General features: G+C 54.2%; 9 protein-coding genes. 5 read left to right on the forward strand and 4 right to left on the reverse strand.

What is annotated here, in order from left to right; all coding sequences use genetic code 11:
* The first annotated feature begins 468 nt into the window (after nucleotides 1–468).
* Complete coding sequence (locus AC559A_RS15010; protein WP_498818527.1) at nucleotides 469–4,080, forward strand: S41 family peptidase; 3,612 nt, start codon at nucleotides 469–471, stop codon at nucleotides 4,078–4,080.
* Between the two features lie 1,021 nt (nucleotides 4,081–5,101).
* Here the strand turns inward: AC559A_RS15010 and AC559A_RS15015 are convergent.
* Entirely contained in the window at nucleotides 5,102–5,461 is a 360-nt protein-coding gene (locus tag AC559A_RS15015; RefSeq protein WP_156932878.1) for a hypothetical protein, read from the reverse strand.
* Between the two features lie 186 nt (nucleotides 5,462–5,647).
* Here AC559A_RS15015 and AC559A_RS15020 point away from each other — a divergent pair, with 186 nt between their 5' ends.
* The 4 genes from AC559A_RS15020 to AC559A_RS15035 all read left to right on the forward strand — a co-directional run bounded on the left by AC559A_RS15020 (nucleotide 5,648) and on the right by AC559A_RS15035 (nucleotide 10,020).
* Entirely contained in the window at nucleotides 5,648–6,319 is a 672-nt protein-coding gene (locus AC559A_RS15020; RefSeq protein WP_051434428.1) for a PRC-barrel domain-containing protein, read from the forward strand.
* A gap of 151 nt (nucleotides 6,320–6,470) precedes the next feature.
* Nucleotides 6,471–7,829, forward strand: coding sequence for a DUF2254 domain-containing protein (locus tag AC559A_RS15025; RefSeq protein WP_035261429.1), 1,359 nt, complete (start codon nucleotides 6,471–6,473; stop codon nucleotides 7,827–7,829).
* Nucleotides 7,820–9,154 carry a ferredoxin reductase family protein gene (locus AC559A_RS15030; protein ID WP_498818528.1) on the forward strand — a complete coding sequence of 445 codons (1,335 nt, stop codon included), beginning with the start codon at nucleotides 7,820–7,822 and terminating at the stop codon, nucleotides 9,152–9,154. The genes AC559A_RS15025 and AC559A_RS15030 overlap by 10 nt, the downstream gene beginning before the upstream one ends.
* A gap of 41 nt (nucleotides 9,155–9,195) precedes the next feature.
* The gene (locus AC559A_RS15035; protein ID WP_498818529.1) at nucleotides 9,196–10,020 is read left to right on the forward strand and encodes a glucose 1-dehydrogenase; all 825 of its coding nucleotides are present in this window, start codon (nucleotides 9,196–9,198) and stop codon (nucleotides 10,018–10,020) included.
* Nucleotides 10,021–10,031: 11 nt separating this feature from the next.
* On the opposite strand, the gene AC559A_RS15040 is transcribed toward AC559A_RS15035, so the two are convergent.
* The 3 genes from AC559A_RS15040 to AC559A_RS15050 all read right to left on the reverse strand — a co-directional run bounded on the left by AC559A_RS15040 (nucleotide 10,032) and on the right by AC559A_RS15050 (nucleotide 13,671).
* A complete protein-coding gene (locus tag AC559A_RS15040; RefSeq protein WP_498818530.1) occupies nucleotides 10,032–11,228 on the reverse strand; it encodes an AI-2E family transporter in 1,197 nt (398 codons plus the stop codon).
* 49 nt (nucleotides 11,229–11,277) lie between these two features.
* Nucleotides 11,278–11,913 (reverse strand): superoxide dismutase, encoded by a 636-nt coding sequence (locus tag AC559A_RS15045; RefSeq protein ID WP_498818547.1) that lies wholly within the window; start codon nucleotides 11,911–11,913, stop codon nucleotides 11,278–11,280.
* 213 nt (nucleotides 11,914–12,126) lie between these two features.
* The gene (locus AC559A_RS15050; protein WP_498818531.1) at nucleotides 12,127–13,671 is read right to left on the reverse strand and encodes an FAD-dependent oxidoreductase; all 1,545 of its coding nucleotides are present in this window, start codon (nucleotides 13,669–13,671) and stop codon (nucleotides 12,127–12,129) included.
* Nucleotides 13,672–13,683 lie beyond the last annotated feature (12 nt).

The raw sequence follows: 13,683 nt of genomic DNA on the forward strand, positions 1-13,683 counted from the left end.
GGGGTCTCCTTTTGTATCAAGATCTTATGAGTATAGATCCGTACTTGATACCTTATTTGACATCCCTGTCTGTAGGGGAATCACATATTTTGTGTGAGAAGAAATCACGGGAGATGGGAATAATTCCCGGAGTTGCCAGGAGAGCATTCGGGATTATCATGAGGAAAAGTCACGGGAGACGGGAGTAATTCCCGTGTTTGGCATGGTTCTTGATGAATAGATATTGTTTCGAGGACTTGTGTTGCGAGAATCAAGTAAAGTGCCTGTATCGTCTTTTAGTACGGAAGAATGCGTATCCGTTGGCAAGTCAAAATTTTGCCATGTAAATTAAAATATAGTTCCGACGCGTAGCGAAGTTCGGCTTAGAATCTGGATTTTTGCTCCGTGGATCAAACAATAGGTTAACGTATGCAACGCCGCAGTGTACCAGATCAAAATATGAAATGCACTGATTCAGGATATTCAGGAATGAGACAAATACAGATGGCAAATCTATTTTTCCGACAATGGATTCAACGAAGTATGCTGGTTATTCTACTTCTTGCGCTCGGCTGTGGATTCGCACCTGTTTCCGCGAATGCCGATATTCCCAAACTGCCGCGATTTCCATCGATCAGTCCTGATGGTTCAGAGATTGTTTTCAGTGCCGGAGGAGATCTCTGGATCGTTCCGGTACATGGCGGCGTAGCGAACCGGCTGACCGGGCATCGTTTCGACGACCTGCATTCAAGCTGGAGCCCCGACGGTCAATCCCTTGTCTTCACGTCGATGCGAGACGGCTATATGAACCTTTGGCGCATTCAGCGCGACGGCACGGGGACTGTTCAGCTGACCTACAGTGATCGCTTCCTGCGGGCACCGCATTGGTCGATTGATGAAGAAGGCAGGGAGATCGTCACCTTCTCGGGTCTTCTTGAGGCCGATGTCTACCGTGATCAGCGTCCTTACCGGATATCACCGCAAGGCGGGGAACATGAGCTTCTTCATCACGCCTTCGGTTCCGAACCGCGCTTTTCTCCGGATGGTCGACGCGTCGTCTTTACGCGCGGTGGTTATTATCACGACTGGAATCATCGACGGTATCGCGGACCGGATGCAATGAACGTCTGGGTTCTGCATCAATCGGAAGAACGTTTCGAGGCCGTCACGGAATGGGAAGGCGACGACGGGAATGCCAAGTGGGTGGACAACGATACGCTGCTCTTCATGTCTGAACGCCAGCTCGACACCGTCAATCTCTACCGTGTCAACCTGGATGACGACAATCGTGCTCTTCAGCGGATCACGCATTTTCAAGGACGCGGTGTTCAAGATTTTGACGTCTCAAGGGATGGAAGCATGGCCGTTCTTCAGGTCTGGGATCGGCTGTACACCCTGAACCTTGCTGATCCCCAGGCTGAGCCGGAACCGATACATATCCAAACGGGCGATGATGGCCGGGATGACCATATTTTGCGCTGGATCGACCGGGACGTTACCGAGGCCGCACTCAGTCCGGATGGGCAAGTCATGGCCTATGTTGCCTATGGACGAGTCTACATCCGCAATGTGGACGAATACAGTCCCACCCGGGCGGTCATTCCGGATACCCATGCCCGTCACCAGGATATCGCATGGTCTCCGGATGGGCTGCATCTGTATTTTGCAAGCGATGCCGACGGTACGCTCTCGATCTACAAGGCCCAGGTGGAACTGACCCGGAATGAAATCCGTCTCGCCCACCAGCAGCTCCCGACGCGTGGCGAGCTTCTGGCGAAAAGCACCGCTACGCACGTCTCGCGCGGGACCGAAAGTATTTCCGAAAGCACGCATCAGTATTCCGAACATTCCGTGAATTCGGATACGGATGATCCTTTTGGGCCGCTGCCCCCCAACAATCCACTTGACCCACCTCATCCACCTGACCCGCAAGATCCGTCCGAACCAAAACCGACCGGAGAGCCGGCTGATGTCCCTTCCTCTTCCCAGGAAGAGAGCCATGCCACGGAGAAGTCGAAGCACGTGACCGGCCAAGAAGACCCTGCTCGTTGGCACGATGCCGTTCAGTTCCGGGTCTTGCCCGTTGTCGTGGAACAGAGCAACGACCGTGGTGTTTCACCTTCCCCTGATGGTCAGTCCGTCGCATTTCGCCGTGGACGTGGAGATCTGGTTGTGATGGATCTTCTCACAAACGACCTTCGAACGCTTGTGAAGGGCTGGGACAGCGATCTGCATTGGCGCTGGTCGCCGGACGGGCGGTATATCGCTTATGACCAGAACGATCTGAACTTCAGCACAAATATATTCATTATTCCCGCGGATGGTTCCCACCAACCCGTGAACATTACCCGTCATCCACGCAACGATTTCAACCCCCGCTGGTCGGCGGACGGCAGAATATTGACCTTCATCTCCAATCGATCCGGTGACGGTTTCGACCTCTACAGGGTCACTCTCGATCCCGAGATGAATCATTGGACCCGGCGAGAGTTGAACAATTACTATGATCGAGCACGTGTCGCTGCCGGCATGCATCGCCCACTGCCTGTTCGCAAGCCTGGAACGGTACTCTCGCTGAGACAACCCGGATGGCAGACCGCCAAGGGGCTTGAACTGGAAAATGCCTGGCAGCGCGTGGAGCGCGTCACGGCATCTCCCGATCATCAGACAGCCAACGAGATGACCCCTGGCGGCGACCGGTACGTCTTCAATTCCGGCAAGGAAGGACTGATCGCCGTGAATTGGGATGGGAGCGACCGCCGGCGTCTGGGGCCACGGGGAAACGTCCAACACCTCGATGGTGTCGGTAACCGAGTGATCTATATTGCGGATGGGCGTGTCGGCATTGCGCCGCTGGACGGGAAAGCGCACACGCAGGTTGATATCTCTGATCGTATCCGGATCGATCTTCGAAAAGAGTCTTTGCAGAAGTTTCGGGAAGTGGCGCGAGTGATCGAGGAAGGTTTTTACCGGCCGGACATGAAGGGCTTGAACTGGAAGAGGCTTGTCGCTGATTACGAGGAACTCATTGTCCGGACTCGGACCGCAAGTGAATTCAGCGATATCGCCAATCGACTCCTGGGTGAACTGTCCGCTTCGCACATGGGACTCTCCAATCCGGGACCAGGTTCCGCATTACGCGACCCCTCAGGCCGTTTGGGTATCGAATATGCGCGGGTGACTCTGGAGGATGGGAGGAAAGGGTATCTCATCACGAAGATCATTCCCGGAGGACCCTCGGACCGTGGACCTGTCCGTCTGTACCAGGGCGATATAATAACCAAAATTGATATGCAAAGCTTTGACGAACAGGACTCCTTGCTGGAGCGGTTGCGAGGAAAAGTCGAACAGGAAGTCGTTGTCGGCTTCGAGCGATCCATCAGCGGCAAGCGTGTCGCCTCCCAGGCGATCCTGACTCCGATCTCTTTCAACGACTTCGCCGGACTGCGGTACAATGCGTTTCAGGAAGAGAGCCGGCGCAAGGCTTCGGAGCTTTCAGGCGGACGCATCGGCTACATTCATATCGAGGCGATGAATCAGGCATCGTTGGAAAAATTCCAGGCCCATCTGTACGCGGCTGCCGACTCGAAAGACGGCCTGATTATCGATGTTCGCAACAATGGCGGAGGACATACCAGCGACCGCATCCTTACTTCGATCATGACCGCGGAACATGCCTATACGGTCCCCGCTGGAGCCGATCCCCATTTGAACGGCCGCTATCCCCAGGATCGCCTGGACGCGCCACGCTATACCCTGCCGATCAACATGCTGGCCAATGAGAAAAGTTTTTCAAACTCGGAAATCCTGGCCCACGCATTCAAAACGCTGGGACGGGGCACATTGGTGGGAAAACAGACCTATGGAGGGGTCATTTCCACCGGGAGCCACTCTTTGATCGATGGGGCAACGGTCCGCCTGCCCTTTCGTGGGTGGTATCTCCCGGACGGCACCGATATGGAGCAAAACGGCGCAATCCCCGACCTGTTTGTTGATCATACTCCGGCTGACGAGATCGCCGGGCGGGATCGACAACTTGAAGCAGCGGTCATAGATTTGCTTCAAATGACATCACGGCGCCCTTCCCGGAATGCATCATAAATTCGTAACTACTCAGTACATTTAGAGCCCGCTCTTGCTCCGGCAATCGGTACCGGGGTCGGAATCGGAATCGGGATCGGGATCGAAAACGCTGGGATGCGTTCTTAATTTTTCCTGTTTCAATTCCGACCCCGACCCCGATTGCCGGAACAAGAGCGGACGTAAAATGTGCTGAGTAGATACGTTCCATCCTGAGTGAAGCCCGCATTCCGGCACTGGATTCCCGCCTTCGCGGGATTTTTTTTTTACCACGCCGTCCCCCGAATCGGTCGTACCCGCTAGCTGAGTGTTGAAAAAGTCCTTATCCGGCAGTCCGTTCAAAAACCCCAAGTGCAAGGAGCAAAAAAAGTTCAAGGTCGAAGCGTATTTATTCATACGTGAGAGTTTGAACTTTTTGCAGCGACGCAGCAATTGGGAGTTTTTCAACGGACTGCTAAGGCGGGTATCCAGTCGCCCGAGGTTTGCGGCCTCCTGATGCCTGATGCCTAATGCCTAATGCAGGACGCCGCTGAGCAGGTGAGGCGGTTTTTATCCGAAATCATACGCCACCACGTAAGGTCTTGCCATCAATGGAAATGGCAATGGTGCGCCCATCTTCTCCTCCGTGATCAGGAACCCGGATCGAACGATCCCTCTACCGCCTCCTCGCAATCTTCCCGGGAGTTATTCCCGTCGCCTGTGAGATTTCTCCTCACACAAAACATGCGATTCCCCTACAGACAGGAATGCTCAAAAGATTATCCTCTAGTTACGTAGCGAGTGGTGTAGGTAAGGCAACCAAAACAAGGCAATATCCAAAATCGGAGGCTAAGCAAGACGTAAAAAACAATCGGCTTGGAGATCAGTGTCACTTCGATCAACTAAAATAACTTCATAAAGGAGAATGTTTATGAAAACTTTATTGGCAAGCATTATTATCGGATTACTGAGTTCGGGTCTCGCATTTGCCCAGGTTGAAAAGGATACTCAAACTACTCAGACTCAACAAAGAACTGGTGTATATCAGAGCGATACTGATACGCTAAATGATCAAGGTCGAAGTCAGCAATGGCGTCAGGATCAAGATCAATCGATGACGGACGACGAGGGTCGGGAGATTTGGGAGAGAGGCCAGGGGAGAGGCGAGATGCTGGAGCATGAAGAACAGGATAGCGATAGCCAGCCTCTGTGGCAGAGAGATCAGGATCGAGATGGCCGGCAGCAGATGCAGAGAGACCAGGGTACCGAGGGTCAACAGCAGATGCAGAGAGGCCAGGGTCGCGACGGCCAGCAGCAGATGCAGAGAGGTCAGGGTACCCAGGGTACCGACAGTCAGCAGCAGTTGCAGAGAGGCCAGGGTACCCAAGGTACCGACGGTCCGCAGCAGTGGCAGAGAGGCCAAGGTACCGACGGTCAACTGCGCGATGGCCGGCAGCAGTGACAGACTAGTGGACAGACTAGTGGATTGATGGCGGCAACAATGGCGAGATGACAATCAGCAACAAGGTCGTACAAAACCCAGCAGTTTCGGCACGGAAGAGTAGGCGGCTATGTATTTATTGGCATAAAATCTTAAAGGAGAAGCATCATGAAGACACTCATCGTTAGCATCATTATCGGATTACTGAGTTTGAGCCCCGCATTCGCGCAAAGCACCATGGACACGAAACAAAAAGAAACTGATCAGAAACGCTCCGAACAAACGGGTGAGTATCAGACCGTGCCGAAATCTGATCAAGATCAACTAAAGAAAACCGATCAGGATCGTCGCTCTGGGCAGGAAGGCATGTCGCGTGACATGGACAAGAAACAGCGTGACATGGACAAGAAACAGAATGAAACTGATCAGACTCGGCGCCCTGGACAGGCTGGTGAACAAAGCGAGGTCTTGCCGAAATATGATCAAGATCGCCAAGTCACCACTGATCCCGCGCGTCCTCATCGGGCCACAGACGTAGAACCTCAAGAGGGATATCAGCGGGTATCGTCTGATCTTATCACCGCGGACGACCTGCAGAGCGCGAGTGTCTACGGCGCCAACAATGAAAATATCGCTGATGTCAACGAAGTATTGATGACACCTGAAGGTAAAGTTGAACGAATTGTCGTGAACGTAGGCGGTTTTCTCGGCATGGGCGCCCGCAGCATAGCTATCGATGTGAATGAAGCCGACATTCACAAGGATGCTGACAATGACGTTCGCGTCTACATTCCCATGAGTGAGGAAGAACTGCGTAAGATGCCTGAGTACAAAAAATAAAACGAACAGGTTGCTCCCTTGAGACAATCTTTCTGAACTGTCCAGGCACGGAGAAATCCGTCGCCTGGACAGCTTTTTGATTCAATTCTTCCGGCGCGAAAGCCATTCCCCATGAAAACGAGGACAACTTGCGGGCGTATGAGGCATAGTCGTGAAAGCGCAGTTCTTGAAAATATTCGTTCAGATCCATTCCAGCTTGTGGTTCATTCCGGTTGTCATGTCCTGCGTGGCAGTGGCCCTGGCTTTCATAACCACCGCTTCAAACGATCCCATTACGGATTTTTTGGAAAATTCATTGGACTGGACCTTTTCCGGCGGAGCCGAGGGCGCCAGTGCGGTCCTGAAAACCATCGCCGGTTCAATGATCACCATAGCCGGCGTCGTGTTCTCCATAACACTGGTCGCTCTGTCGCTTGTTTCATCCCAGCTCGGCCCCCGGCTGCTCCGGAACTTCATGCGGGATACGGTAACCCAGGTGGTGCTCGGCACCTTTGTCGCCACGTTTCTCTATTGCCTGGTCGTGCTGCGCACGGTGCGCCGTTCGGATTCTCCTGGAGACATAGTATTCGTGCCGCATTTGTCAGTGTCCCTGGGCGTCTTGTTCGCTGTGCTGAGCGTGGGAGTCTTGATCTACTTCATCCATCACGTTTCCGTTTCCATACAGGCCAACAAGGTTGTGGCCCGGGTCGGCGACGAGCTGCTCAAGACCATCGATGATCTTTATCCCCCAAAAACCGCGAGAGACACCCTGAAAACGGAAGATCTGCCCAGTGCGGATTTCATTGAGATGTTCTCCAGGGAGTCTCGTCCTGTTCCCGCAACCAACGACGGGTATCTTCAGTTCATCGACAAGGATGTCCTGATGGAATGGGCCGTAAGGGAGGATGCGGTCATCCGGCTGGAGCAGCAGACAGGACGATATGTTATCGCTGGACGACCACTGGTCCGGATCTGGCCGAGAGACAAAATCACCGACCAACTCCCCAAACAAATCAACCGGGCGATCGCCCTGGACGACGAAAGAACCCCGAGTCAGGACATCGAGTTCGCGGTCCTTGAACTTGTCGAGATTGCGTTGCGGGCGCTTTCCCCCAGTTTGAACGACTCGTTCACGGCAATCGCCTGCATTAATCAGCTGGGATCCGCCCTGTGCCGACTGGCTCAACGCGACATTCCGTCCCCGTATCTCCTTGACGATCAAAAGCAACTGCGGGTCATCGCGCCCACCAGGGGATTTTCAGAGATCGCGGACGCGGCATTCAACCAGATCCGGCAAAATGTCCGCTCCAATGTCCAGGTAACCATCCGCCTGCTGGAAACTCTGGCCACTGTGGCGTACTTCGTTCACCGTCCGGAAGATCGGGCAACGCTTTTGCGACAGGCTGAAATGCTTGTCCGGGGTGCGCGCGAAGGCTTGCCGGAAGAACTGGACCGCTGGGTCGTTGAAGAGCGTTATCAGGCTGTGGTTCGACTTTGCGAACCGCGGCAACAGGACGGAGAATGGGTGTGATCATCAAGAAACAGTATTACTGGGGGTATCTGGTTGTCGGGTTGAGCCTGGTGCTTACCTCTGCGATCTATTTCGGTTCCATGTGGTTCTACGACGACTGGTACGATCACCGCCTGAAGTATCTTGCCAAAATCGGAAGCATGGGCACGACCATGCTGATGTGCTGGGCCCTGGTGCTGGCCGCGCGACTGCCTATCGTGGAGCGGTTGTTCGGAGGGCTGGACAAGGTCTACAAGGCGCACCGCAAAATTGGCGAACTCGCCTTGTACCTCATTGTCCTGCACCCGATATTTTTGGCCCTGAATCCGGAGTTCGACTTTGTTCGCTTTTTCTGGATAGCCCAACTGCCCGGCGAGGCGGAACATTATTATTTTGCCCGGATGAGCGGCCTGATCGCCCTGGCGGCCCTGGTCGCGCTGACGTCGTTGTCGCTCTGGATCTCACTGCCCTACCACCACTGGAAACAGACGCACAATTTCTTCGGCTTGGTGCTGGTGCTGGTGATATTCCACGCAGTCGTGGCTCAGGGCCAGATCATGTCGTATCCGCTGCTTGGGGCCTGGTTCGCCGTGTGGGCCGCGGTCGGGGTGTGCTGCTATTTCTATATCCGGGTGCTCTACCGCTGGTTCGGGCCGCTCCATAACTATCTCGTGGATCATGTCCGAATCCTGGGCGACATCACCGAAGTCCACATGCGCCCCCGGGATCCGAACCGGAAGATGGCCTTCCACCCCGGCCAGTTCCTCTACGTCTCCTTTGATTCGCCGGATCTGCGATCCGAGCCGCATCCTTTCAGCATTTCGTCAGCGCCCCAGGCCGGGAACATCCGGATATCCGTCAAGAAAATGGGCGACTGGACAAAAGAGCTTCCCATCCTGAAGCCGGGTCAGCGGGCCTCCATCTGGGGGCCCTACGGCAAGTTCGGCGAGCACATGACGGAGCATGCGGACAAGGAAACCGTGCTGGTGGCCGGCGGGATCGGGATCACGCCGTTTTTGAGCATGGTGGAGAATGCGGATTTCCGGGCGGGCAAATACAACAAGGCACATCTCTTCTATAGCGTGCAGGTACCGGAAGAAGCCTATTATCACGACGAAATCACGGACCTCGGCGTAAAAGAGGAATACCTGCACTACATCCCCCACTCTTCCGATTCCGAAGGGTATCTCACGCCGGAGGTCATCGCGGACCGGGTGGGCGACCTGAAGTCCAAAGTCTACCTGATCTGCGGGCCGAAGGTGCTGATGGATTCCCTGCGGGATCAGCTCATGAAAGCCGGTGTGCCTTTTGAACAGATCTTCACGGAAGACTTCAGCATCATCTGACCATCGTGTGAAACCACAACTGCCTCAAACGGAGGAACGACATGAGCCAGGAATATCAAAAAACCACAAAGATTTTGGACGGCCAGACCGCCGTGGTCACCGGCGGGAGTTCGGGCATCGGCGCGGGCATTGCCCGTGTTCTGGGCGAGGCCGGTGCAAACGTGGTGGTCAACTACTCCGGCAACCGCGAGGGGGCCGAGGTGGTGGTCGCGGAGATCAGGGATCAGGGCTCCCAGGCCGTTGCGGTTCAGGCCGACGTGAGCAGCGAGTCGGATGTGGAGGCCATGTTTCGTCAAGCCGTGGAAACCTTCGGCACCGTGGACATCTTGATCAGCAACGCCGGAGTGCAGCAGGACGCGGCCTTTACGGAGATGACCCTGGATGAGTGGAACTCGGTCATCAATATCAACCTGACCGGAGCCTTTCTCTGCGCCCGGGCCGCGACCAAGGAGTTTCTGCGCCGGGGCATGGTGCCGGAGCGATCCTCAGCCCTGGGCAAGATCATTTTCATCAGTTCGGTGCATGAGATCATCCCCTGGGCCGGCCGGGTGAACTACGCATCCTCCAAGGGCGGCCTGATGCTGTTCATGAAAAGCATCGCCCAGGAGCTGGGCGCCGAGGGAATTCGCGTGAACAGCATCGCCCCCGGCGCGATCAAAACGCCCATCAATCGCGATTCCTGGGATGACCCGGAAGCCAAGGCCGAACTGTTGAAGCTGATCCCTCGCAATCGGATTGGAGACCCGTCGGATATCGGCAAGGCGGCCTTGTGGCTGGCTTCGGACGAGTCGGACTACGTCCATGGCACGAGCCTACTAGTGGACGGAGGCATGGTATTGTATCCCGGCTTCATCTCCGCCGGCTGAGGTCCCAGTCTTCATTCTTTTTCGCGCAGAGCCTTTCTTGCCAGATCATCCAGGTCTTCATCCGTAACCATTGGCAGATACCGCTTTCGATACAGTTCGTCATGAAAGATACTCAATATGGCAATCAGAGGCGCAGCAATCAGGACACCCAATACGCCAAAAGCCGCAACGGATAAAAGCATCGCAAAAATTACAGCTAATGGATGCAATTTCATTCCATGCGCCATGATAAACGGCTCAAGGAAATTACTTTGCAGGCCCTGAATCACGACATACGCAAGTAAAACCCATACTGGCGTCATTCCTCCAGCTCCGAAAGCGAGCAACAGTGCTGGTATGGCACTCAAAAACGGGCCGAGAAATGGTATGGCACCCATAAGCGCCGCGAAAATTCCGAGAACAAGAGCGTCCAAAAATCCAAAAATTATCCACATAAAGATAAAAACAAGCAGGCCGATCGAAGCCATGTCCAAGAGCATCGTTCCAGCCCACTTCGGTGCAAATTCGGTGATTCGCTGAAGAAGGATTTGGGCTTGATCATGGTTGCGCTTGGGTACAAGTAAAAAAATCGCCCTAAAAATCGGACGTGGATTCATGATTGTAAACAAAACGCCGAAAAAGACGGTCACCAATACGATGAAGATTTGACCGGCATTGAATGCCACCGCGGTAAAGTTACCGAGCAAATCCTGAAACATTCCGGTGATATTGGAACGAAGAGTTTCGCCTTGATCAGAGGATTTTGATACTTCATCGGATTCCTCCTCGCCAGCAGGTTCGACAGTTTCCGGGTCATCCCGTGCAATTTCAGTGGAAACTTCCTCCTGCAACTTCTCTTCGGAAAGTATGGCTTGCTGCTCAAGTCGAATCAGAGGCTTCTGAATACGCTCCCAGTATTCAGGTATCTCCCTCGTGAGATTTTCGACGGATTCCTTCATCGGCCCGAACATTGTCCAGCCCGCCAATACGATGCTTCCGAGAAAGCCAAGCGTGAACAGTCCGGCCGCGAGTCTTCTGTTGCGTGTCACAACCTGTATCCGCAAAATCACTGGATTGATTGCCAGCGCAATGAGCATGGTGAGCACAAAGGACAACAGAATCGGAGACAGCAACCAATAAGCTTTGATAAAAGCATAAATCGCCGCTGCCAGGACTATATAGAAAGAAAGCGAGCGAGGCTTCACTTCAATTGCAGGGTTGCTTTCCATGCATTATTCTCTTCTTCTCCGAAAGATCTCCTTGGAACGGAAACTCCAATCATCCAAGGTTCTGCGCCGCGAAATCCCAGTTGACCAGATTGTCCAGCACTGCCTTGACGTAGTCGGCGCGACGGTTCTGATAATCCAGGTAATAGGCGTGCTCCCACACATCAATGGTCAACAACGGCTTCATTCCGTTGGTCAACGGCAGATCCGCGTTACCGGTCTTGACCACCTTGAGCGTGTCCCCGTCCAGCACGAGCCAAGCCCAGCCACTGCCGAACTGGGCAGTTGCCGCGGCGGCAAGCTCCTGCTTGCAGGCGTCGACACTGCCGTAGGATGCCTCCATTCTCTGTTTGAGTGCCGCGGGTGGTTCGCCTCCGCCCTTTGGCTTCATGCTGTTCCAGTAGAATGTATGGTTCCATATCTGCGCCGCGTTGTTGAAGATCTCCATCTTTTCCGGCCGTCCCGCACTACCGGAAATAATCTCCTCCAATGACGATCCAGCATATTCTGTTTCGGCGATAAGGTTGTTCAGTTTGTCCACATACCCTTTGTGATGTTTCCCATAATGAAAACCGATCGTTTCTGCTGTTATGACCGGCTCCAATGCGTTCTCGGCATAAGGAAGAGGTGGTAATGCAATGGGTGATGCTGCCTGAACAGACCTGGGAAGACCGAGACCACCCATCATGAGCCAGCCCGCGGTGCCCATGGATGCGATAAGAAAAACGCGACGATCAAGCATAGTCTTGATTGTATTTTCTCTGTTCATACCAGCGTCCTTTTGCGATACGTTTTCAATCTTTTCATTTGTCATTGTTTGAACCCTCATATTCAAATTTAGTTTCGTGCCGTGTTTTCAGTGCCACACATCACCATTTGAGACGATTAACAACCGGGATAATTATAATTCTTCCACACCTTCAAGGTCGCTGTTCGCCGGTCCGCTTATGACCCGCCCGTAACGGTCGTAGCTTGAACCGTGACATGGGCAATCCCAGGTCTTCTCCAAGGGATTCCAGCTTACCATGCACCCAAGGTGTGGACACACGGCTGAGCGCTCATGCAGGGTTCCTTGTTCGTCACGGTATACCGCAAGCTTCCGCAGCCCTCGTCGAATGATCGCCCCTTCGCCCTGGGCAATCTCTTCGGTTGAACCCACGTCCCCCCCTGTCAAATAATCCTCGGCGTACTGCACGGCGACATCGATATTCTCCCTGGCATATTCCAGAAAGGCACGGAGAGACTTGCGAGAAGGATCATAGAGCGGTACCCAGGAGCTTTCGCGCCCGACAATTAAGTCCGTGATGAGAATTCCCGCAATGGTGCCATGCGTCATGCCCATTCCTGAATCTCCGGTAGCGATAAAAACGTTTCGCGGGTCGCCTGGATTGCGTCCGATGAAGGCAATGCCGTCAACGGGCTCCATAACCTGACCAGACCAGGCAAACACTATCCTTTCAATCATCGGGAATCGCTCACGTGCCCACGCTTCAAGATTCGCGTGCCGCTGCTCGCCGTCTTCCGCGTGTCCTGCTTTGTGATCCTCACCTCCGACGATCAGAACATCGTACGGGTCACCATCTCCAGAGGAAATACTGTGAATCCTGACGTAGTGGTATGGATCGGCTGTATCCCAGTACAAAGCTCTTGTAACCGAACCGCGTGGAATCCGTGCGCCGATCACATAGGTCTGATAAGGGGCCTGTTTGGTGTGGATGGTGACGATGTTGTTTACCGGAGTGTTCGTGGCGATCACAATCGCAGTAGCGGTCACTACGTATCCATTGCTTGTTTCGACCCGCGCCTGCGCGCCTCCCTCCATGGTACTCGCGTGTGATCCGGTGAAAATTCGCCCGCCGTCGCGTTCAATGGCGCGACTGAGCCCTGCAAGGTACTTCACGGGGTGGAACTGCGCCTGTCGGGGAAAACGCAAACACGACCCGGTGTCGAAAGAATCAATTGGCGCGCGCCCAACCTGCTCAACATCCCTGAGTCCCGCGCGATGCGCGGCCTTCACTTCACGTTCGAGCACGTCTTTTGAGTCCCCGGGTGGAACGAACAGGTAGCCGTCAAGGCGTTCGAAATCACAATCAATTCCCTCTTCCGCAATGATGGCCTCGATGCGGTCAATCGCCGCCGTGTGACTTTGGGCGGCGATCCGAGCCCCCTTTTCGCCATGCAGACGCTCGATCTCAAAATAGCCGTCGTCAATAGCATTGGATAGGTGAGCCGATGTACGCTCCGTCATTCCTCCACCAATTCGCCCGTCATCCAACACAACCACCGATCTGCCCTCGCGCGCGAGGAGATATGCGATGGTCATGCCGGCTATCCCCGCGCCGACAATGCACACATCAGCATGCGTATTCTCGGTGAGAGGGGAATGTTCCGGCACTTCCGCCGTTGCCACCCAAGTCGATATCGTTTGTCGGGAATGACTGTCCATTTTTCCTTACCA

This window comes from Desulfonatronum zhilinae (genome assembly GCF_900182865.1).
GTDB classification, from domain to species: domain Bacteria; phylum Desulfobacterota; class Desulfovibrionia; order Desulfovibrionales; family Desulfonatronaceae; genus Desulfonatronum; species Desulfonatronum lacustre.